The sequence below is a fragment of the Sphingomonas sp. SUN039 genome, from assembly GCF_024758725.1.
GTDB lineage: Bacteria > Pseudomonadota > Alphaproteobacteria > Sphingomonadales > Sphingomonadaceae > Sphingomonas_O.
Genome location: NZ_CP096972.1, coordinates 1301890 through 1325017 on the forward strand (window position 1 = coordinate 1301890; position 23128 = coordinate 1325017).

Here is a 23128-nt window from a genome sequence, read left to right on the forward strand (position 1 = left end):
CGTCATTCGTCTTCGTCGGCGGGTTCACCGCCCTTTTCGATTGCCATCAGCGACCCCGCACCCGAGACCGCAATCCGCGTTCCAGGCGTCAGGCCACCCGGCACGAACCAACCATCGTCGACGGCGCGCGCATCGACGAGTTCGACCCTTGCAAAACTCTTGTCGGGCTTCTCGACGAAGACCCACAAGCCACCCTGATACCGCACGATGGCGTCGCGCGGCACCGTGACGCCCGTCCGGCTCGACCCTGTGTCGGCGAAGGCGGGCAGGATGCGCCCGGCGAGCAATCCGTCCGCCGCGTTGCCGCGGACAATCGCAAGCACGCCAGCACTTTGAAGCTTGGCGTCGGCAGTGGCTGCCGCACCAAGCACGCGCACGCCCGCCGAATTCGCGCCATCGCCGATCCGCACCGAACTGCCGGGCTTGAGCACGATATTTGCGATATCGATCCGGACGAGCGCGGCACGTCCATTTGCGATCTCGCTGACCAGCGCCGAGATGCCGCCGCTCCCTAGCCGCGCCAGTCCAGGTCCGAACTCAAGCCCCACGCGGCGACGCGCAAGCTGGGCGCGCGCATCGTCTGCTTGCGACTGCGCGCGCGCGGCCTCGACCGAGCGACGTGAGGCACTCTGATCCTGCGACGCCAGTGTTGCCAGTCGTCCGGCCTCGGCACGCGAGGCTGCTGCCGTCGCGTCGGCCGCCTTTGCCTCGGCATCGATCACGGCCAGCGTGCCAACATCGAGCCCCCGCGCAAAGCCCGTAACCTCGGCACTTGCCTGCGTCGCCGCAAGCGTGACAACGCGAACGCTGGCACGTGCCTTGGCTTTCTCGTCGAGTGTAAGCGGCTGGACGGTGGCAGGAGGCACAGAGGTCGATTTATCGTCGAGATCGAGCGAAGAACGTTCGGGTGCGAGGGCAAATACGGCCGCCGCGCATAGTCCCGCGCCCAGTGCGGTCCAGGCAAATGGTGCCAGTCCCTTCATTGCAATGCCTCCGGGCTTCCGACGATGTTGAGTTCCGGCCCGGAAAGCGGCCGACGCAAGGCAAGCTCCAGCGCCGTATCGGCGGCATGAACGCGGGCGAGCGCATCGAGTTCGGCAAGGCGCGCAATCAGCACGCCGCTTTGCGAGGCGGCCCAATCAGTGCGGTCGATTGCGCCCGCTCTCAGTTCGCGCTCGGCCTGTGCTGCCAATGCGCGCGCGGCGGGCAATTCGCTGCGTCGGATCGCAGCGAGCGCTTCGCGCGCGGCGCGAGCTTCGGTTTCGGCGGCATCAATCGCGGCAGAGGCATTGGCAACGGCCGCTTCGAGCAAGCGACCTGCTTCGGCTCGCCTTCCTTCAGCGGCGAAAATCGCGCGGCGATTGAGGTCGAGCGGCGGCAAGACAAAACCGAGCGAGAACGGCAGCTTGACGAGGCCACGCTCCCAGGTGAACCCCGGCCCGACACTGATTGCCGGGTATTGCCGTGCAACTTCGCCACGCAAATCGGCTTCGCTCTGGTCATAGGCGACGACAACACGGAGAATGTCGGCACGCGCGACAAGGGCAGACCGCCGGGCGGCTGGATCGGACACCGACAATGCCGGTGCGTCAAAGTCGTCCCATTTGACTTTACCTTCGGACAGCTCCGACACGGGGACGCCCGTCAACGCTGCAATCGCGCGGGTTTCGGCGATGACCCGCGCTGCCGCATCGGCAGCACGCCGACGCGCATCGCTGAGGTCGGCGCGGATGCGTTCGAGATCGGCGCGCGTCGTTTCTCCTGCCACAACCCGCCGTGCGACGGCGGCGAAATGACGCTCGCGCAGCGCCGTCAGCTGGGTTCCCGCTTCGGCCTGACGCACCGCGATTGCGCGATCGACAAGTGCGGTTCGCAGGGCCTGCCGCGCCGTCCAGATCATCTCCAGATAATCGTAGCGCGCAACTGCGATCTTGAGTCCGGCGCTGTCGATCCGCGCGGCCCGCCGTCCACCGACGTCGAGCGGAACATCGACGACACCACCGAACAGCCACGGCGACGCTTCGGGCGCAGCACCCGCGTATTCGCTCGTGAGCGTCAACGTCGGACCCGGAGACGCATGCGCCGCGCGTTCCTCGGCGGTCGCGCGAGCGACGGCGGCGCGAGAAGCCGCGATGTCTGCGTTGTTGTCGAGCAATGCAGCAAACAACGCGAGCCGGTCCCATCGTCCGGGATCGAGGTGCTGAGCTGGTGTTAACGTCGCTAGGCGACTGGCAATCTTGGCCGGGTCGAACACGCGAACTGCCTGTGCCGCAGCAATGGCACTCGGCGAAACCGGACGTTTTTCATAGCGCACACAGCCAGAAGCTCCCAACATCGCAAGGACAGTGAGACCGAATCTGGCTTTGCACAGGACCATAGCTGCCGACTTAGGGGTAACGCCTGTCCTGGCACATTGGGAATTCCCAACATTAGGTGCCATCTGATTATATCCACATTCGTCGGCGCTGATTCCGCTTGAAAATCTCGGTTCCCGCAAATGTGGGCGCAAAAGCTTCTTAAAATCGTCCCGTTTGCGTCACAAAACTTCATCCGAACTGTCACGCAGCGCTCCTACCGGAACGCCGAGCGTCGAACTGCCGCTCGCTGTCCGAAGGGGGACCTATGCGAACGACTCTGACGCGCCTTTTGGTAGGCGTTGCCTTCATCGCCAATACGGCCGCTGCTCATGCCGCCGATGCTCCAGCACCTAGCAGCGCGGAAGAGGACAAGATCGCCGAGGGTTCGACGATCGTCGTCACCGCAACCAAGCCGAACGAAATCGCGCCCGTGACAGCTTCGCTCGCCACTACGCAGCCACAATCGATCGTCTCGCGATCGTTCATCCAGGATTCGATTTCGACGACGGCCGATTTCAACCAGATCGCACTGATCGCGCCGTCGGTTTCGAACTTCGGCGGGACCAACGGGGTCGGGCTGTCCGAATCGAAAGCGCAGATTCGCGGGTTCCAGGACGGCGAGTATAATATTACCTATGATGGTGTGCCGTTCGGCGATCAGAACGATCCGACGCACCATTCGAACACCTTCTGGCCGTCGAACACGATCGAGACGCTGGTCGTCGATCGCGGTCCGGGCAATGCCAGCCAGCTGGGGCAAGCGACGTTCGGCGGCAATATCAACCTGTTCAGCCGCGCGCCGCGAGACGAACTGGGGGTCGAGCTGGTCGGCGGATACGGCACATTCAACACCTATAACGGGCAGGCCGTGCTTCAGTCGGGTGCCATCGACGCACTCGGCGGGACCAAATTCGTTGTCAGCGCGCAATATGTGAATTCGGACGGCGCACTGTCATTCGAGAAATACAAGCAGCTCAACCTTTATGCTAAAGCCGTGGTACCGATCAGCAGCGATGTGACGCTGAGCTTCATAGCGACGGCCAATCGCAACGTGTTCAACCAGTCGGACAACGACGGCGCGAGCGCGGCGCAGGTGCTTGCTTTCGGAAAGCGTTACGCGCTGTCGAACGACACGAATTCGCAGAATTATTTTGGCTACAACAGTACGGTCAAGACGACCGACTTTTACATCGCGCGCCTCGACGCCAAGATCGCGCCGAACAGCGAATTCACCAACAGCGCCTACACCTACAAATACGACAACGAAACGTTGTCGGGCCTCGACGCGACGCAGCCCGGACTACTGGCGGGACAGGTGCCTGGTGTCGCAGTACCGACCGGTGTGACCACCACCAACCGCGTCAAATTCTCGCCGACCGGCGCGTTCGTTTTCGGGATTCCCGGATACACCAAATCCAACGCCTATCGCGTCTATGGTGACATCGCCAAGGTGAAGGTGGACTTCGGGTTCGGCGCGCTGACCGTTGGCGCATGGCTCGAATGGAGCCATACCTACCGCCAGCAGACCGAAATCGATCTGATTTCGAACCGCTTCAATTATCGTAATTCGCAGCAGGTTGCGCCCGCGACTGGGCTGAACCCCGGTGCAATTACTCAGGGCTATATCCGGTTCGACCAGAATTCATCGCTCAATCACACCGAAGAGTTTGCAGAACTCGAATTGCGACCATTCGACGGGCTGACGATCACCCCCGGCATCAAGCACGTCGATTTCAACCGCAAGATTGATGCGCTTTACAACCAGACCACGCGCTATGCCCAACGGATAAGCAAAACCTACACGGCGACCTTGCCGTTCCTGACGGCGAATTATCAGATAACCTCAAACCTCGCGATCTACGGCCAGTTCGCCAAGGGTTTTCTCGCGCCGCCTCTCAGCCAGCTCTACGTTGCGCGCCCTGACCTGTCAGTGGTCGATCCGCAGAGTTCGACCAACTATCAGGCGGGCATCGTTTATCATGGGTCAAAGCTAAGCCTCGATTTCGACGCCTATTCGATCGACTTCAACAACAAGTTCATCAGTTCCACCTCGCCGATCCCCGGCGAAGGCGTTATCTTCACCAACATCGGCGGCGCGCTCTATCGGGGTATCGAGGGACAAGCGACATTCGCGTTCGGCAACGGCTTCGCGGTGTTCGCCAACGGCTCGCTTAACGAAGCGATTGCCAAAGACACTCGCCTTCAAATCGACAAGGCACCCAAGAGTACGGCGGCTGCGGGTCTTCTCTACAAGCACGGTCCGATCCGCTTCTCGCTGATCGATAAATATACCGGCCCACAGTACATCTCGAACTCGGGCCTCGGCACGACGCCCATCGAACTGACGCCGGTGACGGGTGTCGCCAATCGGTTCCGCATTGCGCCATATAATACGGCAATCGTATCGGCGAGCTATGACTTCGGCTTCGTCCGCGCCGGTATCAAGGTCAGTGACCTGTTCGACTCGCAGCGAGTCATCAACGTGTCGGGCACGCAGTATTTCTTCCAACCTGGACGGCAGATCACCGGCGAAGTGACGGTGAAGTTCTGATGCACATGCGCGCGGGACTGGCGCTGCTTTTTGCGCCGGTCCCCGCGCTGGCCACGCCCGAGGCTGCCTTTGTCGTTCTCGGCGAGAACGGTCAGGCAACGGCGCGGGCCATCACCCGCGCAGACCGCTGTCCCGACATCATCATCGATGGACGGTCTTTTCCGATGGCAGTGCGTGCACCGTCTGAGACGGTCCCGCAGCGCCCTACGGCATCCACACCTGAAAATTCGAAGCCATCGAAATTTCCGGTGCTGACGTGCGATGCGGTTTTACCAGTTGGGGCGCGCACGGCTTCGATCAGTGGGCAACATCTCCCCGCGGTCAGCCGCAACATTCGTCGAATCGTCGTTATCGGCGACACCGGCTGCCGCCTGAAGGCTGCTGACGATGCTTATCAGGCTTGCAACGATCCCGCCGCATACCCTTTCGCGCGCATCGCCGCGCGGGCCGCAAAGTGGAAACCGCAGCTCGTCATTCACGTCGGTGACTATCACTACCGTGAGAATCCGTGTCCGCAGGGCAATCGCGACTGCGAAGGGTCACCCTGGGGCTATGGATGGGACGCTTGGAACGCCGACCTGTTCACGCCGGGGGCACCGCTTCTCGCCGCCGCGCCTTGGGTCGTCGTGCGCGGCAATCACGAGAATTGCCCTCGTGCTGGCCAGGGCTGGTGGCGCTTCATCGATCCGAGGCCAATCTCGCCGAACCGCGACTGCAACCGACCTGAAGATGATGGGACGGGCGATGCTGCGACCGTCTATGCAGTGCCCATCGGCGGCGGGGCGCGCGTGATCGTTGCCGACCTTGCAACATCGCCGGACAAGGCCATCGATCCCTCAGAGCCGCGCTTCGCGCAATACACCGCAGTTCAAGAGCAAATGCGCAGCCTTGCCGACGGTGGGACGTTCAACCTGGTAGCGACGCACAAACCGATCCTCGGCGTTGCAGCGACCAGAAAGGAAGGCCAAATCGTCCTGCGCGCGGCAACCGTCGGCACGCAATCGGTCTTCGCCATCAAGGACCCGAACATTTTGCCCGAAAGCATCGACGCAATTCTTTCCGGCCATGTCCATCTTTGGGAGCAAATCAGCTTTCCGTCGCGCTATCCCACCCAATTCATAAGCGGGTTTTCGGGCACGCTCGAAGACGTTGTGCCGCTGCCCGAGCGGCTGCCGAACGGGTATACGCCCGCGTCCGGCGTCGCACCCGACGCCTTCGCATCGTGGACCGACGGTTTTGGCTACATGACGCTAGAACGGCGTGGACCGAGGCGTTGGAAAGCAACGGTATGGAACATCGATGGTTGCAAAGTGAACCGCTGCATCCTGGTAGGAAGGCGTTCGCGCTGCCTCAAACAGGACTAACGGCAAGCGTTCGAACCCCACAGCGGGCAAAGCGTGGCCTAAAGGCTTATGGCGCGGCCTGTCAAAAGGGACTTTAGGATCGCCTTAAATGCCCCATTTTTGTTCCTATTAATGCGCTTGTTGGCTAGCCCGCTGTCTGAAAAGGATCAGGCATCCCGCGATGAACACCGCCAGCACAAGCGTTGCCAGCGGGCGGCTTAAGTCAAGTCCTCCTTTGTCGATCGGCTTGTCGAGAAAATCGCCGACCGTGGCGCCCAGTGGCCGGGTGAGAATGAACGCCGACCAGAACAGGGCGACGCGCGATACCTTCGTCCAAAAATAAAGCGCGGCGAGGATGAGCAACGGAATGGCGAACACGACCGCACCGCCGAGATAGCCAACACCCGGCTGGTCAGCGACCCAATCGCCCAATGCCGTGCCTAGGGTCTGTGAAAACGTGATTGTTACCCAATAGAAGATTTCGACTTTGGGCGTCGCCACGCTCTGTACCGAGATCGTCCCGAGCGTCGCACGCCATGCAAGCAGCGACACCGCGAGACCAGCAGCCAAAAGTAACGAGCCACCTGCGTATCCGATACCGAGCGAGCGGTCGGCAAAGTCGGCGAGCGTCGTTCCTGCCGTCGTCGAAGCGATAATCGTCGCCCAATAGAGTGCTGGATGGAACCGGTTGGCCTTGATCTGAAGGATGACGAGCACGATCAGTGCTGCAACGAACATGATGGTTCCGACGAGATAGCCGAGACCCATCGACATCGACACGGTGTCACCGCCAGTCTCGCCAAGCGTTGTCGCTGCGATCTTGATGATCCAGAACAGAAGCGTGACCTGCGGCACTTTGGCGAGCGTTTCGGCGACTCCTGGGTTGTTCGAAGCGGTCAAGCCATTCCCTTTCACATACGATTGTCGGGACACGGACTGATCCGTGCCCCGACATTCCTACAATTGCACGATCAATCGGGGTGCGGACCTTCCGCCTTGTTTTCGAGGACCGCGCCGTTGGCAGCATCGATGCCGACTTCGAAAGTCTTGCCGCCGCTCTTGATGTCGAACGAATAGCGCAGGCCACTGCCACCGCCTTCATTCTCAAGTTCAGCATCGGTGACCTGACCCGGATGGGCCTTCAGCGCAATCGCCCGCGCCTGAGCCATCGTCACTTTCGCTTTGGGGGCAAGCGATTGGCCCACATAACCATGCGTGGGGGCGGCAAGTGCCACCGCTCCGGCACCAGCCAGCGACAGCGCGAGAATTGCGGATGCAACATATTTCATCTGATTTACTCCAGGAGGGGAAAGAGCCTCGTCGTCGCTTCTACGCCCCTGACCCTGCACTGAAGGTGAGCCGAACATTGGCTATTGGTTATTTGTAATCCGCACACTGCTCGCGTCTAACGGCACATAACCTTGGTGGTCCGCTTTGGTTTAGTCGGATATTCTACTTGAAGATATTGCTCCTCGAAGATGATGCTACGACCCGTGCGCATATCCAGCGCAGCCTCGAAGCCGCCGGGCATGTTGTTGACGCGTGTGCGGAAGGGCGCGATGCCATTTTCCACGCAACCGGTGCTGCTTATGGCGTCCTGATCGTTGATCGGATGGTGCCGGGCGTTGATGGCCTCAGTGTCGTCAAGGCGCTCCGGATCAGCGGCGTGACCACGCCCGCGTTGTTCCTGACGGCAATGGGCGGCGTCGAAGACCGCGTAGAGGGACTTGAAGCCGGTGGCGACGACTATCTGGTAAAGCCGTTCGCAATGACCGAGCTGCTCGCGCGCGTGGCAGCCCTCGGGCGACGGCCACCCATTTCTGAGACCACCACAAAGCTATGCGTCGCGGATCTCGAAATGGATCTGATCAAGCGGACGGTCGCGCGCGCGGGGCAGCGGATCGAGCTTCAGGCGCAGGAGTTCAAGCTGCTCGAATATCTTATGCGCCATGAAGGGCAGGTCGTCACGCGGACGATGCTGCTTGAAAATGTCTGGTCCTTTCACTTCGACCCGCAGACCAACGTGATTGAAAGCCATATGAGCCGCTTGCGCGCCAAGGTTGATCGCGGATTCGGGACCGAATTGATCCAAACGCTGCGCGGCTCGGGTTACCGCCTCGGTGCCGGTGTTTAGGACCATCCGCAGCGGGCCGTTCCGGCTCGCGCTCCTATTCGCGGCGATCTTCGCGGTCGGTTCGATCTTGCTGGTCGTTGCGGTCGAAACGTCAGTGGCGTCCTATGCCCAGCAAGTCACATCTGACACGTTGACCACAGAGGCTGGCAGACTTGCCGCAATCGCGCGCCGGTCCGGCGCTAGTGGCGTTGCCAGCGCGATCCGCGACCGCGACGCATCGCATCAACGCGCGTTTCGATATCTTCTGACCGACAAGGCAGGCCAGCACCTTGCTGGCGACCTGCCCCCATCCGCCGACAGGATCGGATGGGATACGATTAGCATCGCCGAACCCGCGACCGGGGGCGATCCGGCTGACGAGCCTGCACCGATGAAAACCTATGGTCTAGCCCTGCCCGGTGGCGGACGGCTCGTTGTCGGGTCGGACATCTACGAAGTCCAGGAATTGCGCGAATGGCTAGATACTGTCGCGCTGTGGAGCGGGATCGGGATCACGTTCCTCGCGCTTATCGCTGGCTATGTGATTGCAGCGATTTTCACGCAGCGGCTCGAACGGCTCAACACGTCGATCAACACGATCATGGGCGGCAGGCTCGATGAGCGAGTGCCAGTCATCGGCATGGACGGTGAGTTCGACCGGCTGTCGGCGAATCTCAACCGTATGCTCGACCGTATCGAAGAGCTGATGACGGGGGTGCGGCAGGTCTCGACCGATATCGCCCACGATCTGCGCACGCCGATAACGCGACTTCGGCAGCATCTCGAAAGCGCTATCACCGACGAGGGTGTTACCGTGCCACGGCACGTCATCGAAGAGGCGCTGACGCAAATCGACGGAATCATGACCATCTTCGTTGCGCTCCTTCGCATCGGCACGATCGAAGCGGGTGCCGGACGCGCGCGGTTCAAGCCGGTCGATCTGAGCGAAATCATGGAGCGGGTTTTGCTGGCCTATCAACCGGTCGCCGAAGACGGCGGCAAGACGATCACCGGCGCGATCAATCCCGGAATCCTGGTCGATGGCGATGCAGACTTGCTCGCGCAGATGTTCACCAACTTGATCGAAAATGCGCTGACGCACACACCAGCGAATGCGGCGATCACCTTAGCCCTTCATGCCGAACACGACACGATTGTTGCAGAGGTTAGCGACAATGGACCCGGCATACCCGCCGCAGAGCGAGACAATGTTCTGAAGCGCTTCTATCGCCTCAACACCAGCCGTACTGACACCGGAGCCGGACTGGGATTGGCGCTTGTCGCTGCAATTGCTGACCTTCACGGAGCGGGTTTGGAACTCGGCAATGTTGATCCGGGATTGCAGGTCAAACTCCATTGGTCGACAACCGACCATCATTGATGTCGGACGTTTCCAAAATTTCGTGGGTTCGATTGTCGAGAACAAACGGAAATTGGGCACAGACCGGACAGCCGCTTTTCCATAAATGGCCTCCTGAATGAACGACAAGTTTTAAGAGCAGAATTTTGGATGGGAATGACCGGAAAGTTGGCGAAAAGGGACGTAACACCGACGCTCCGCAAACTCGTCGGTCGTCCAAGGTTTGCAACTTCCCCCCAAAGAACAGGTATCCGTCCCGCCTGACATCGCGTGCCAAAGGTACGATCTGCGGCTGCAAGGCGCGCTCGCAAAGCCTGTTAAGAACTGCGCCTCTTGGTGACGCCCTTAGTCCGCTTTCGGCCTTTTCGGGCCGCGTCAGCGCGCGCGATACCCGCACAGCCCTTCGGTTTCTGAGACCGTTGCAATCTGCACCTCAATTGACGTGGTAGGAATTCTTGGTCCGTGACGGCGTATACCGCGCCGCCCAGTCCTCGAATTTGATCTGGTAACCGCCCTTGCCGCCGAGGCTGCGATCCTTGAGTCCGACCCGCACGTGCAGGCCTTCGACCTTGTATTTCCAAGTTACTTCGCCGTTCGGTCCGATCTTCGTCTCGTTCAACAGCCTAGCGAGCTCCGCTTGCTTGGCGAGCATCTCGGGACTCGTCTCGCGCTTCGCGATATCGTGCTTGCCCCCCGGCATCCGGTCTTCGAGAAAGGCGCGAGGGTCGGTCTTATAGGGCGGTCGCGCCTTGCTGACCTCGTTGCGCGTGGATTTGAACTCCCCGACGATGATCGTATCCTCGAGGACAGCGAAATAATCCGGTCCATTGTTCGAGAGATTCTGCATGGGCGCTCCGATCAGATCGGTGCCATGCTGAATCGCAAGGTTCGCGAATTGCTCTTCCAGCCTACCATCGGTCGTCCCGTTCCGCCGCTTGGAGAATTGCAGCAAGAAATCGAGATTGGCATCGATCGAGGTTCCTTTCAGCGAGGCGATGCGATCTGCGATCTTCTCCTGCGCATACGTCGGCGGCCCCTCGCGAACGAGATGAGCGTCGGGCCGATCGGGCCCGGCCGGGGCAGCGACGCGGTCGGGATCGCGCGGCCGGCGCGGGGGCCGTGCATTCGCCCCGTCCGCGGAGGGTTTCGGTTCGTCGTCGGCATTTTTTACCGATCCTTCGTCCCCTGACTGGATCGGAACCGAATGGCCCATCTGAAGTCCGTCGGCATTGTCACCGATCACGATGCCGATCGCGTCGCCCCGGTCCATCGACTCGAAGCGGTCCTTGTCGGGATGGACGTAGAGCGTGCTGCTCGCTTGGGCGTTGGCAGCACCTGAGGCTGCGCTGCCATTGCCTCCGGCGCTCGTATCGGACGCTGGGCGGGCGATAGTCGCGGTTGCATTCCGGGCGGAGGCCTGCTCCCCCTGCGCGCCGTCCGTCGCTGGGGCGACCTGTTCGGCGCTTTGAAATCGCGCCGCCTGGGCCCGTGTCGAACCTTCTTTTGCACGGCCCGCCAAGGCTGCCGCACCGCCGACCGCCGCAAGCCTGGCGAGATCGTCGGACACGGTTTCCGAATCGGCACGCGCGTCCGAGGCGATCGCTTCGGCGGCGTCTCGGGCGATGGTCTTGTTCGCATTGTTGAGCGCTTCTCGAATGGCATCGTCGGCACGTTGCTCATTCTGTACATCGATCTCGGCCTTTCGGGCGGCCGCCACGTCTTGCTGACGCGCGGTTTCGGCCTCGGCTGCGGCAGACTGCTGTTCAGTCTGGACAGCGGCAGCCTGCGCGCGTTTCGCTTCGCTGTTGATTTGCTCCTGCTGTCGTGCAGCCTGCTCGGTTTGGAGCTTTTGTAGCTCTTCCTGTTCTTTTTCCTTGGCGAGGCGCAGCTCTTCGAGCCGCTGCTTTTCCTGCTCCTTTTCGGCATCGTCGCGGTCGGTCTCGGCTTTCTCGTCCGCTTTCTTGACCTCGGCGGCGGTATCCTCTTCGAGCTTGGCGGCCTTGGTGTCGGCTTCGGCCTTGGCTTCCGCGACGGCCTGATCTGCCTTGTCGCGGGTTTCCTTGTCGACGCGGTCCTTTTCGGCCTGATCGTCGAGGTCGGCCTGTTTCTCGGCTTCGGTCCGGATGTTTTCGGCGGCTTCGTTGAGCTGCTCCTGCTGCGCCTCGTCGATGGCATCGGTCTGTTTTTTCAGGTCTTCCTTCAACTCCTTGCGCGTTTCGTCGTCGATGTCCTCGAGCTTGTCGTCGAGCTCGGCAGTCTTCTCTTCGAGTTCTTCGGTGCGCGTCTGGGCGGCGGCGTCGCCTACAGCCTGGGTCTCTTCGGCAACCTCCTCCAGCTCGTCCTTGTCGGGCGTGCCATCGCCGTCGCTGTCGGTCTCTTCGGGATCGGCCTCGCCGTCCGGTTCGGCGTCCGGAGTCTTTTCGGTCGTCTGCTCGTTTTCGACCGTCGCTTCGGAATCGACTTCGGCGTCCTTTTCGGTCTCGGCGTCGGTATCAGTCGTCGCTTCAGGCTCGTTCGTCGTCTCGGGATCAACCTCGTTGTTGGGGTTGGCCTCGGTGTCGGCTTCAGAGTCCGTCGCCTCTTCAGGCTCGTTCGTCGTTTCGGGATCGACCTCGTTGTTGGGGTTGGCCTCGGTGTCAGCTTCAGAGTCCGTCGTCTCTTCAGGCTCGTTCGTCGTTTCGGGATCGACCTCGAAGCCCGTCTTCGTCCCGGCTTCGTTCGCGGTTTCGGTTTCCGCGTCGGACTCGTGATCCTGAGTCGGTTCGGTTTCGGTTTCGGCTTCCGTTTCGGTCTCCACCCCTTCACCGGGCGGCACCGTCTTGACCGTATTGCCGTCCTCGCCCTCAGTCGTCGCGGCCGCGTTGTCGTCCAGGTTTTCCTCGGCCTCGGCGTCAGCTTTGCGAACCGTCTTCTCGGTCTCCTCGGTCCCGTCCGTTTCGGTGGGCGACACGACCGGCGTCGCTTCCGCGTGTTCGGTGCCTTCGGTCGCTTCCGGGTCTGACGGTGCGACAGGTTCCTCCGCCTCGCCCTCGGCTTGGACAGGCGCAGCCTTGGTTTCGAGCGCCTCCTCCAAAAGGTCGGGATCGGACGGCGTCACAGATTCTTTGGTTTGTCCTTCGCTCTCGGTGGGCACGACTTCCGGTTCGGTGGTCTCCTCAGTGTCGGGCAAGACGGGTGCCGCTTCCTCGCCTTCGGCTGTCGAGCCGGTCGGCTCCTCCTCGTTGCCCGTCATCTCTTCGGACGCTGGGACGACCGGGGCCGTTTCTTCGGGCTCGGTGCCCGGCGGCGATGGCGCGGCCTCCGCATTGCTCTCGAGTTCAGATACGCCCGCTCCCTCCAGCTCCTCGGTGGACGGCACCTCGGTTTCGTTCGATCCTGCCGGTTCGGTTGTCGGCGCGGTCGGCGTTTGGACCTCAGCCTCGTTCGTCGATCCGGCGTCAGTCTCGGTCGTCTGCGTGTTGTCCGGCACGGGTGCGACCGGCTCGTCGATCTCGGTCGGGGTTTCGACCGTCGGTGCCGGGTCATCCGTCGATTGGGATACCGGCTCGGTCGCGACGGGCGGCGTTTCGCCGTCGTCGACCCCGGCAGAGGGCTCGGCGACAGTCGGCGTCAGCGCGGCGTCGGCATTGTCCTGTACAGGCGTCTCGACAAGGGGTTGGTCGGTCTCCGCACCAGTCTCGGGCGCGCGTTCGGGCGACGACGCAACCTCCCCGGTACTTTCGGGCGCGCTCGGCAAATCTTCGCCCGCATCCATGTTCAGGCCGGTCTCGGGCGTGGTTGGGGCCACAGGCTCGCCGTCGCCTTCGGTCAGCGCGCCTTCGGGAGCGGAGGGCGTTTCGACCGGTTCGAGGTCCGGGCCGGTGACGGCTGTTTGGTCGATCGACGACGTATCGCCGGTTTCACCGGCCTCCAAGCCGGACGGATTTTCGATCCCGCTGTCACCCGGAGCTTCGGTCCCCGCGACCGATCCCAGCTCGACGACATTGGGCTGCGACGCCGTTTCGAGACCGTCGCCACCGGACGAAAGCGCGGTCGCCGAAGCCGCATCGCTCGCGTTCGCTTGATCGGGTTCGGACAACGGATCGACGGTATCGACAGGCCCGGTCGCTGCATCGGGCGAAACGTCTTGCGAACCTTCCATCCCGCCGTCGCTACCACCCCCGGTCAGCACCGAATTTTCCATCGCAGAATCGCGCTGCGCCTTCATCATCGCGTTGTAATCGGACGTGCCGTTGGCGAACCCCTCATAGCCCGGCAGCGCCTGGTTCTCGTCGATCGCTTCGATCGGACCCTTGCCGTAATCGCGAATCATGCCGCCATCGTCGTCTTCCGAACGCGGTTCGGGACGGGGCTGTTCCGGCTCGCGTTGCTCCGGCTCGGCGCGCCGGAGATCGTCGTCATGCGCCAGGTCGGCTTCGAATGAAGGCTGGGCGAGGTCGGTTTCCGGTCGTTGCGACAGCTCGGACATCGCGCTGCCGCTGTTCGTCGACAGATCGGCGCGCGGCGGTGGATCGGCAAAAACCGCTGGCGGCTCGCTGTTTTCGGGTTGCGGCCCCGTTTCGGGCAGGGGCGGCAGCATCGACGGCTCGGCGACGACGGGTGCCGCTGGCGCTTCCGCCGCCGGCATGACGGGTGCCGGCATCGGCGTGGCTTCGACGAACGTCGGTTCGGGCATGTCCTCGTTCGGCATCCCCGCCTACTCCGCCTTCATTGCTGCATAATCGACGGCACGTTGGTCCAGCTGCGCCTTTTTCTCGTCGCTGACCGGATCGTCCTCGATGCGGGCGACCACCGCGACGACGAAGCGCCGCCACATCTCGGCGGTCAGCGCGTCGAACCCCGCACGCTCTGCGGTCATCACGCTGTCGGCGGCGTCGCCCGCTGCCTTGCGGTCGGGCGGCGTGCGCCACAGCCGGTCCTTGACGCTCCACCAGACGCTCTGGTTGGCGAAGCTGCGGTCTTCGAGCGTCGCAAGGTCGGTGGCGAGGGTGGCGGCGAGTCCTGCAAACGGTCCCGTCGGGTCGGCGGCTGCGTTCGACGTACCGCGCGGCGGGCCTGCGGCCTCGCCGCGCCGGTCGCGCGTTTCGGTTTCGAGCGGCCCCTTGTATCGTTCTTCGGCAAGGCGACCGACCAGACCCCATTTCAATTTTTCCCACAGGTCGCCGACCGCCGCATCGAACGCGGCGCTCTCGCCCTCGAGCGCCGGTCCCAGCGCGTCGATCGCGGCATCGACCCCTGCGCCCTCTCCGAGCGCAGTATTCATCGCATGCCAGACCCCGGACTTGACGAAATTGGCGTTCAGCAGCTTTTCGAACGCCGCCTTTGCCTCGCCCGCCAGCCATTCGGCAGCAGGGAGATCGGCCGTGCCCGTCTTGCCGTCCGAAGCGCCGGGTTCGACATAGGGCACGTGCAGGGGCGGCTCCAGCTTGGCGCTCTTCGCATTGGCCTGCATCTTCGCGACGAGGTCCGCCTGCTGCTTCGCCGCCGCCGCTTCGTTCTCGGGTTCGGGCGGTTCGAGGCCGCTCTTGGCGTCCTCCGACCGCATCAGCACCGGCTGGCCCGCATCGCGATCGATCATGATCGCATCGCCGGTCTTCAGCCGCGTGCGCGCATAGCGTTGCTGCGCCTCGTTGAGGTTCAGCTCGCTCGCCAGCCGGTCGAACCCCTGGCGATCCGACAGGCGCGTCAGGATCTTGACATATGAATTGTCGAGGACGCCGCCTACCAGGCTCGACGGGCGCTGGTCCATGACGAGGATGCCCTGCCCGAACTTGCGAACCTCGGCGAGCATCGTGTTCAAATCCTCGGCGCTCTTACTCTCGACCCCGTTGCCCTCGCCAGCGCCGAGCAGGCGGTGCGCCTCCTCGATGAACATGATGTGGATGCGCTTGGTGTCCTTGCGGAACGCCTCCTCGATATGGCCGGCGAGCTGGGTCAGGAAGAAGGCCATGACCAGCGCGATGTTCGATCCGTCGCCGAGGCCACCCAGCTCGATCACTACTGGCCGCTTCAGCATCTGCTGGATGAACGCGCCGTTATTGCCCTTCACGTTGATGATGTGGCCGATCTTCTTGCCGATCGCATTGACGCGGATCGTGCTCGCGCCGCGAATGACGCCGATCGATTCCTTCGATCCCTCGTACAGGCTCACCGCTTTCTCGTTGACCTCGTCGCGGATCGCGGCGGCGAAGGCCGCGAGCGTCGGCGCGGCGGTGTCGGGGCCGCCCTTCTGGTCCATCCGCATCGGCGTCTGGCCGTCGAGATAGCGCGGATCAGTGTAGATGCGTTCGAGTGCGCCCTCGTAGATCGCAGGCACGGGGTCGAACATCTGGAACGCGGCACGAAATGCGGCGAGGATGCGGGTGGTATGGTTGCGCACGGTGACGCCGGGCGGCACCGAAAAGGGATTGAACTGCAACGGGCATTCGTCGAGGTCGCCGACGGTATAAACGACCAGGTCGTTCTCGAGCTTCTCGTTGCCCATCAACATGCGAAATTCCTGGCCTGTCGACGGATCGAGGACGAGGAACGGCACGTCGTGGTCGCGCCACAGCTGGAGGAGCAGCGAGAAGGCAAGATTGGTTTTGCCACTGCCCGGCGCGCCGACCAGCAGCGACGGTTTCAACAGGTCGCCGAGCGACACCATGAAAGGCAAGGCCCCGTCGCCCTTGTCTTCCCCGAGCAGGTTTTCGCGCTGGTAGAGGTAGCCGACCTTGATCAGGTCCTTCTTTTCAGCCCGGCGCCGCTTGCCATTTTCATCGACCTTCGGTTTCTGTTTAAATCGCCCGGCGTCGAGGCTGTCGGGCGGGATCACGAACGGCGCTTCGGCAGTACTGAGCGCCGAGGTCTGACCCGGCCGGTCGTAGATCGGCAGATGGAACAGGCTGACCGCCTCGTCCGGGGTTACCACGCCCGACAGGTCGATCTTGTAGGCGCTGGCGGCGTTCGGTTCGCCCCGCGCCCAGCGCGACTGGGTCATCCAGCGCAGGCTCTCGACCGCGTCCTCCATCTCGTCGTGGCCGGGCCGCACAATGCGCGGACGGACCCAGCCGAGCGCGCCGTCGGGATCGTCGGGCGGCGGGTTGGCGAGCGCCGAGCGCACCGATCCGATCAGCGCTTCAGGGACGGCTTCGCGCGCGGCTAGCGTAACGCGCATGACGAACACCGAATCGGAATAGCTGGTCAGCCGTTCGTAGATGTGGCGACCGCGATGGATATACGACACCGCTGCCGCATCCGACGATGCGGTCGCCACCAGATCGGCACGCATCATCTCCTCGGTGACGATGCCGTCCTTGTTGGGTTCCTTGTCGCCCTGACTCGCCTTGCGGGTCAGGTCTTCGGCGATGATCGAGAACCAGCGGCCCGCCAGCGCGACGAACTCGCGCCCCTGTCCTTCGGCAAGCTGGACTGGCTGCAATTCGATCCGGACTGCCGTGGGTACGGCCGTCTTGGCCAGCGTCTCGACGATCGACAGCCAAGGGTCGCGGCGATTGTCCGCCCAGTAACGGTGCGGCACGTAGTGCATCGATGGCTGGCTGAAGCTGGTGAGTGCTTGTTCCCATTTTCGGATTTCGACGACCTTGATCGGTCGTTCGTCCTGGGCGACGGGGATAGGTTTGCCGTTCTTATCCTCTTCAGGGTCGAGCAGTTGGAAAAGGGCGAGTTGCAGCGCCCGCTTGTTCATCCAGCGCGGGCTGCCGTACGAGAACATGCCCTCTTGCGGGAAGGTTTGCATCGCCTGTGCCGCGAAGTCCCGGGCTTCGCGCTTCGCCGTCTCCGGGTCCGAATGGGCGCTGCGCATCAGCATGTGGCAGCGCACCCGCGCGTTGAAGCGCGAAGCGTCGGGGTCGGACGAGAATTGCAGCGCGATCGATCGGTTGCGTCCGGCCTGGTGCAGTTCGGCAATATAGGCGCGGAAACGGTAGAGCACCGCCGCCGTCACCTCATTGCGCATCGTCCCGCTTTCCGGCGCGAGCGCAGGGAGCGATGGCACCTCGAACCCGCTGATCGCATAATGCAGCAGGCTCGATCCTTGCGGCACCGCACCGAAGAATGGCGTCAGATCGTCGGTGATCAGCGGTTCGGGCTGCATCGGGTCCATCGTCGCGCGCTTCCCTCGTTTGCTCAGCAGCAATATGGTTTGTAGAGTTTCCACGGTGGCCCATTGGCCAGCGCGGCAGTCAGATACTGGTTCGGCGCATCCATCCCCAGCATCATTGTCCACAACCCGGCCCCGAACAATTGCCCGGCGATCTGCTGTTGCTGGATGTTGGTGATGATCTGCATCGCCGAGGTGATCTCGGCCATGGTCGGCCCGAATTGGCCCTGTTGCCTGAACTGCACCGCCAGCATTTCCTGCTGTTCGGCCTGGACGCGTGGGTCGCTGTTGATTGCCATAATATCGGGATCGGCAGCGAGAATCTTGTTGCCGTTCGGGCTTTGCCTTGCGGCGAGCAGGTCGGGGCGGCGCTTGATGAGTTCGGCCTGCGCGACTTCGGCATAGCCATGGATTTCGCGCAGCGCGCCGATGGTCATGAACACTTGGAGATCGGCGGGGTCGAGCCGGTTCGCGTCGACCGCAGTGATCAGCTTGGGCACCGGATTGAACCCGGGCATCTGCAGCTGCATGGCAAATTGCTGGATGACCTCGGGACGGCGCGCGACGTTCTGCGCGTCACGCAGCGACTTCATGACCTGCGGCACCTCTTGCGGCATCAGCCAGGCGAGCCAGGGCGGCAGCATGCCCTGCTGGATCAGATGGCCGATCTCCTGCTCATTCGTCTGGGCGGAGAAGCGTTGCCCGTCCTGGCTCTGCAGCCAGCTGCGTATCTTGCCCGGAATGCGCGAAAAGGCGTGCCGGTCGATCGATTTGAGTTCGCGCAGCCAGAAGGCGTATTTCTGCCACGGATACACCTTCATGCTCTTTTCCATGGCGTTCTCTACATAACCCAGGTCGAGCGTCACGGCGTCGATGTCGATGGTCTCGTCGATCGCCGGGCAGAAATAGCGGATATGGACACCCTGCGGCAGGGCGGGATCGACCAACCAGATCACGTTGACCGGCGCGGTGAAGCCCTCCGCCCCGACCAGCGGAACCTCGAGCCTGCGGCGGCCGAGATGGCCGATATGCGGCGGAAGCTCGGCCCCCGGCGGCGCCCCGAACTGCCAGCTCGTGTCGCAAAATTTGCCAGCGCGCAGGCGCGAATAGATGCGCAGGTCGTAGGTGCCGTCGCGATGGGCGAAGCTTACTGCCTGCAGAGGTTGCAGCCCCGGCGGCGCGACAGCGCGGACGTTGACGAACGCACCCTTGAACATCACACGCAACCAGTCGGGCTTGAGTTCCCAGATCGGCGACCCCTGTCCACCGGTGCCGACCTGTTCCCAGCATTCCGGATCGATCTTGCGCAGCGTCGCCCATTTCTGCGCGGGGTCGATCGACGGCGCGTCGGCCATCAGAGCTCGTCGACCGGCACCGGGCCGTAGCGATTGGTGTCGCGGTTGCCGTCCTGCGCACAGAGGATCAGCCAGGGCACCGCGCCGACGAAGGTCAGCAGCAACAGGTTCCAGACCCCAGGCTGCCCCGTGTCGTGCAGCCGCCGCGTGCCCTCGGCCACGCCGCTCACCCCGACGACGCACAGCGCGAGAAACACCAGCAGCGCGAACGGCCCGGCGGTTTCGCCATATTGCACGCCTTCGTCGGAGCCCATCAGCACGAGGCCGACGACGCCGACGCCGAAGCGCGCGGCGTACATCTTCCAGAAATCGCCGCGCGTCATGCGGCCCGAGAAATTGAAGTCGGTGAACAGCCGCTTGGCGATCAGCATCGCCGGGCTGGTAGTCGCCTGCAGCTTGTCTCGCTCGGGAGGAGGCGGAGGCGGCGGAGGCGGTGGCGTCGGATCGGGATCGACGTCAGGGACTTCGGGATGATCGACCGGAGGCGAGACGGGCTCGTCGGGATGGTCGGTGACATCGGGCTCGTTGATATCCGGGCCGTCGGGCACGACCGGCGGATCGACCAATATCTCGACATCCTCGGGCGGAACGATCGGCTCAGGCTCTTCGGGTTCTGGCGGGTGTTCCGGTTCGGGCGCGGGCTCGGGTTCGACCGGCGGCGGCGGGGTCGGCGGCGGTGGCAGCGGCGATCCGCAAATTTCGCAGCGCGCCGCGATCGGCACTGTCATGTGACAGGTCGGGCATTCCATTGTGCCGTCCGTCTCGCTCATGCTTTCAAGCCTCCGCCCGTCCGCGCCCGCGCGACCCGATCCAGGGTAATCGCGCACTGAATCGAGTCAAGCATTTGGAGGGGGACCGTATAAGTTACCTTCCCTTTTCGTGTTTCGCTTATGGTTGCCGACACAATTGGACGATGAATTAGTCAGGCGAGAAAGGCGGTTTTAAATATCCTGTGCGATCGGCCCAATCGGATAAAGATGTCAAACTCGGCGACTTCCTGCACGCCTCCGGCCCCATTTTGCGCATCCGTAACAATCCCGACTTTAGAGCAAGGCCAGGCAGCGACGAGCATGCCTCTCGGCAACCGATCCTCTGCCTCGAAACGCAACCCGAGCGTAAAGTTTGGATCGGTGAACTCGAACTCCATGTCGGCTTACCCCTTAGCCGATCGCAACCCTGTCTGTCTGTTTTCGGCCAAGGGCAGGTTTGACCAACGCCCATGTCGGACGTGAATAAATGGCAGCAATAGGGGCGCGATTTGGCCTAGCCGAGTGTCGGCAACGTTTGGCGGCACCGGTCGCCGGCATTGGACCAATTCTCGTGACTGGTTGGAGCGAGCGTCATCAGCTAACCAGCCGACCAGTTCACCGGTACGCCGTTCTCGCCGCAGAGCACAATGCAGCTTTTACGAGTGCCAATGTTGCTCGACCCTAATCCGACCCGTTTAGCCTTTTCGCAATAATATATTTGACCTTGCAGAAAATATACATATTTCCAGCGGCGCGAGGCGCATGTCGGAGAGGAAGCTGCAGTGAAGCTATTGAGGTTCTCGTCGGCAGGCGGAAAGCCACAGCTGGGAATATACGCCGACGGAAGGATAATTGCGCTCGACGCCTCCTGTTCCGGCTTCGCCAATTTGACGACCCTCATTGCTGACTGGCCGCGCGTTCGGAGTGGGCTGGAATCGCTGTTGGCGTCGAATCCCGAGCGCATCCCGTTAGAGTCGGTCCAACTTCATGCGCCGATCGCGCGGCCAGGTAAGATCTTCGCCATCGGGCTGAACTATGCCGACCACATCGCAGAATCGAACATGGAGCCGCCGAAGGACCAGGTATGGTTCACCAAGGCCGTGACCTCAGTGAATGGCCCCGGCGATCCAATCGAGATTCCGAGTGAACCTTCGTTCGTGGACTATGAGGTCGAGCTGGTCGCCGTGATCGGCAAGGGTGGCCGTGATATTGCTCGTGAGGATGCCGCTGCCGCCGTGTTCGGCTATTGCGTTGGCAACGATGTCACCGAGCGCATGTGGCAGCACCGCACGCAGCAATGGTCGTTGGGAAAGTCCTTCGATACACATGCGCCGTTCGGTCCATGGATCACAACTGCCGATGAAGTGCGCGATCCTCACGCCCTGAACATCCGCGCCTGGGTGGGTGACGAACTTCGGCAGAACTCAAACACGCGGCATCTGGTGTTCGATATATGGGACCAGATTGCGCATCTTTCGCATGCGATGACGCTTGAACCAGGCGACCTGATATTTACCGGCACGCCAGGTGGTATCGGTGCCGCAATGGATCCTCGCAAATTTTTGCAGCCGGGCGAGATCGTGCGATCCGAGATCGAGACGCTCGGAACACTAACGAACATTTGCCAATTACGTTGACTGCGAGAGGCGGAAGTTCGTGACCGCACCGTTGTCGCTTTCTGGATTCGAGGGGCAGGATCTCAGGACCCTGATCGACCGACAAGCCACCCGGCGCAAACATGCTCCGTTCCTCGTTTGGGAACCATTCGACGGGGACACCGCTCACTGGACCTATAGAGAGTTTTGCGATCTCGTCCGGACGGCGGCGGCGGGCCTGGTCGAACGTGGAATTCGGCCCGGCGATCGCGTCCTGATACATCTCGATAATTGTCCCGAATTTCTGACGCTTTGGCTGGGCTGCGCCTATGCTGGAGCGGTTGCTGTTACGACAAACACGCGAAGCACGCCGGACGACATTGCTTATTTCGCCGAACATTCGCACGCCGTGGCGGCCTTCACCGAACCCGGATTTTACGACGCAGTAGCTAAGGCGTTGCCACCGGATGCCTGGACCGAGGTTGTAATTCCGGGCGGCGGGCTTGCCATTTCCGGTGATCCCGCATCGCTGCCCGAGCGCCCTCACGACCCACTGGCTCCATTTGGTATCCAGTACACTTCGGGAACCACGGCGCGTCCCAAAGCTGTGCTCTGGTCGCACGCCAACGCGCTGTGGGGCGCGCGCGTGTCGGCAATGCATGAGGCGCTGTTACCGGACGACGTTCACCTCGTCTTTCTGCCGCTCTTCCATACCAATGCACAGGTCTACTCCGTACTTGCGTCGTTATGGGCTGGCGCAAGCGTTGTCCTTCAACCGCGTTTTTCAGTGTCACGGTTCTGGGACGTAGCGGTTCGCAACGCCTGCACCTGGACATCGGTCGTGCCGTTCTGCACGATGGCATTGCTGGATCGGCCAATCCCGGAGAAGCATAGCTTCAAATTTTTCGGCGCGGCCGTACTGCTTCCTGCGGTCGAAGAGCGATTTGGCGTCAAGACCGTGACGTGGTGGGGAATGACCGAGACCGTGACACACGGAATCGTCGGATCTCCGACGTATCCGCCCAGTCCAATGGGAATGGGCTTCGCCTCGCCCTGCTACGAAATTCTGGTGCTCGACGAGACAATGCAGCCAGTCGCCCCGGGGGAAGCAGGCAACCTTTACGTTCGCGGACGCCGCGGCTTGTCGTTGTTTGTCGAATATGTCGACGATCCCGAGGCCACGCTTGCCGCGTTCACGTCCGATGGGCTCTTCATCACAGGCGACCGCGTGAGGTTAGGCACCGACGGCACGATGTTCTTCGTCGAGCGCGCCAAGGACATGCTCAAGGTTGGCGGAGAGAATGTCGCCGCGTCGGAAATCGAACGCGTGATCGCTGGCGTGCCAGGCGTCCGCGAAGTCGCGGTCGCTGGCAAGCCTCATCCCATGCTCGACGAAGTGCCGATAGCGTTTGTGATCGCTTCTGAGTTCTCAGAGAACCTCGTGGGAAGGATCAGTGCTGCTTGCGCGCTTTCGCTCGCAAGCTTCAAGCGTCCCGTAGATATCCGCCTGGTGGACGACTTTCCGCGATCGACGCTCAACAAGGTTTCAAAAGCCTTGCTGCGAGAAAAGCTCCGCCGAGAAGGGTAGACAACCTGGCACGTTA

The 23128-nt window shown here is 62.3% G+C and carries 15 protein-coding genes; 6 read left to right on the plus strand and 9 right to left on the minus strand.

The genetic code is table 11. The features are described from left to right. Window positions 1–2 precede the first annotated feature (2 nt). Together M0209_RS06310 and M0209_RS06315 are read right to left on the minus strand one after the other, a co-directional pair. Window positions 3–983, minus strand: a complete 981-nt coding sequence (locus tag M0209_RS06310; RefSeq protein WP_258887440.1) for a hypothetical protein — start codon at window positions 981–983, stop codon at window positions 3–5. Further along, a complete protein-coding gene (locus M0209_RS06315; RefSeq protein WP_258887441.1) occupies window positions 980–2314 on the minus strand; it encodes a TolC family protein in 1335 nt (444 codons plus the stop codon). The genes M0209_RS06310 and M0209_RS06315 overlap by 4 nt, the downstream gene beginning before the upstream one ends. A 308-nt stretch (window positions 2315–2622) precedes the next feature. On the opposite strand from M0209_RS06315, the gene M0209_RS06320 reads away from it, so the two are divergent. Next, window positions 2623–4908: a TonB-dependent receptor gene (locus tag M0209_RS06320; RefSeq protein ID WP_258887442.1), complete on the plus strand. Its 2286-nt coding sequence runs from the start codon at window positions 2623–2625 to the stop codon at window positions 4906–4908. 164 nt (window positions 4909–5072) lie between these two features. After that, window positions 5073–6272: a metallophosphoesterase gene (locus tag M0209_RS06325; protein ID WP_258887443.1), complete on the plus strand. Its 1200-nt coding sequence runs from the start codon at window positions 5073–5075 to the stop codon at window positions 6270–6272. A gap of 108 nt (window positions 6273–6380) precedes the next feature. Here the strand turns inward: M0209_RS06325 and M0209_RS06330 are convergent, their stop codons facing one another. After that, window positions 6381–7106 (minus strand): hypothetical protein, encoded by a 726-nt coding sequence (locus tag M0209_RS06330; protein ID WP_258887444.1) that lies wholly within the window; start codon window positions 7104–7106, stop codon window positions 6381–6383. Window positions 7107–7222: 116 nt separating this feature from the next. Beyond that, on the minus strand, window positions 7223–7540 hold the full coding sequence (locus M0209_RS06335) for a PepSY domain-containing protein (protein WP_258887445.1): 318 nt from the start codon (window positions 7538–7540) through the stop codon (window positions 7223–7225). 167 nt (window positions 7541–7707) lie between these two features. On the opposite strand from M0209_RS06335, the gene M0209_RS06340 reads away from it, so the two are divergent. After that, window positions 7708–8385, plus strand: a complete 678-nt coding sequence (locus M0209_RS06340) for a response regulator transcription factor (RefSeq protein ID WP_258887446.1) — start codon at window positions 7708–7710, stop codon at window positions 8383–8385. Beyond that, the gene (locus M0209_RS06345; protein ID WP_258887447.1) at window positions 8372–9745 is read left to right on the plus strand and encodes an ATP-binding protein; all 1374 of its coding nucleotides are present in this window, start codon (window positions 8372–8374) and stop codon (window positions 9743–9745) included. The genes M0209_RS06340 and M0209_RS06345 overlap by 14 nt, the downstream gene beginning before the upstream one ends. Window positions 9746–10157: 412 nt before the next feature. Here the strand turns inward: M0209_RS06345 and M0209_RS06350 are convergent, their stop codons facing one another. The 5 genes from M0209_RS06350 to M0209_RS06370 all read right to left on the minus strand — a co-directional run bounded on the left by M0209_RS06350 (window position 10158) and on the right by M0209_RS06370 (window position 20327). Next, window positions 10158–14414, minus strand: coding sequence for a hypothetical protein (locus M0209_RS06350; RefSeq protein ID WP_258887448.1), 4257 nt, complete (start codon window positions 14412–14414; stop codon window positions 10158–10160). Between the two features lie 6 nt (window positions 14415–14420). After that, a complete protein-coding gene (locus M0209_RS06355; protein WP_258887449.1) occupies window positions 14421–17828 on the minus strand; it encodes an ATP-binding protein in 3408 nt (1135 codons plus the stop codon). A 23-nt stretch (window positions 17829–17851) separates the two neighbouring features. After that, window positions 17852–19180 (minus strand): hypothetical protein, encoded by a 1329-nt coding sequence (locus M0209_RS06360; RefSeq protein ID WP_258887450.1) that lies wholly within the window; start codon window positions 19178–19180, stop codon window positions 17852–17854. Beyond that, window positions 19180–19950: a DUF805 domain-containing protein gene (locus M0209_RS06365; protein WP_258887451.1), complete on the minus strand. Its 771-nt coding sequence runs from the start codon at window positions 19948–19950 to the stop codon at window positions 19180–19182. The genes M0209_RS06360 and M0209_RS06365 overlap by 1 nt, the downstream gene beginning before the upstream one ends. Window positions 19951–20102: 152 nt before the next feature. Continuing rightward, window positions 20103–20327: a hypothetical protein gene (locus tag M0209_RS06370; RefSeq protein ID WP_258887452.1), complete on the minus strand. Its 225-nt coding sequence runs from the start codon at window positions 20325–20327 to the stop codon at window positions 20103–20105. 489 nt (window positions 20328–20816) lie between these two features. Between M0209_RS06370 and M0209_RS06375 the strand changes: the two genes are divergently transcribed. Beyond that, complete coding sequence (locus M0209_RS06375; protein ID WP_258887453.1) at window positions 20817–21566, plus strand: fumarylacetoacetate hydrolase family protein; 750 nt, start codon at window positions 20817–20819, stop codon at window positions 21564–21566. 19 nt (window positions 21567–21585) lie between these two features. Next, window positions 21586–23112, plus strand: coding sequence for an AMP-binding protein (locus tag M0209_RS06380; protein WP_258887454.1), 1527 nt, complete (start codon window positions 21586–21588; stop codon window positions 23110–23112). Window positions 23113–23128 lie beyond the last annotated feature (16 nt).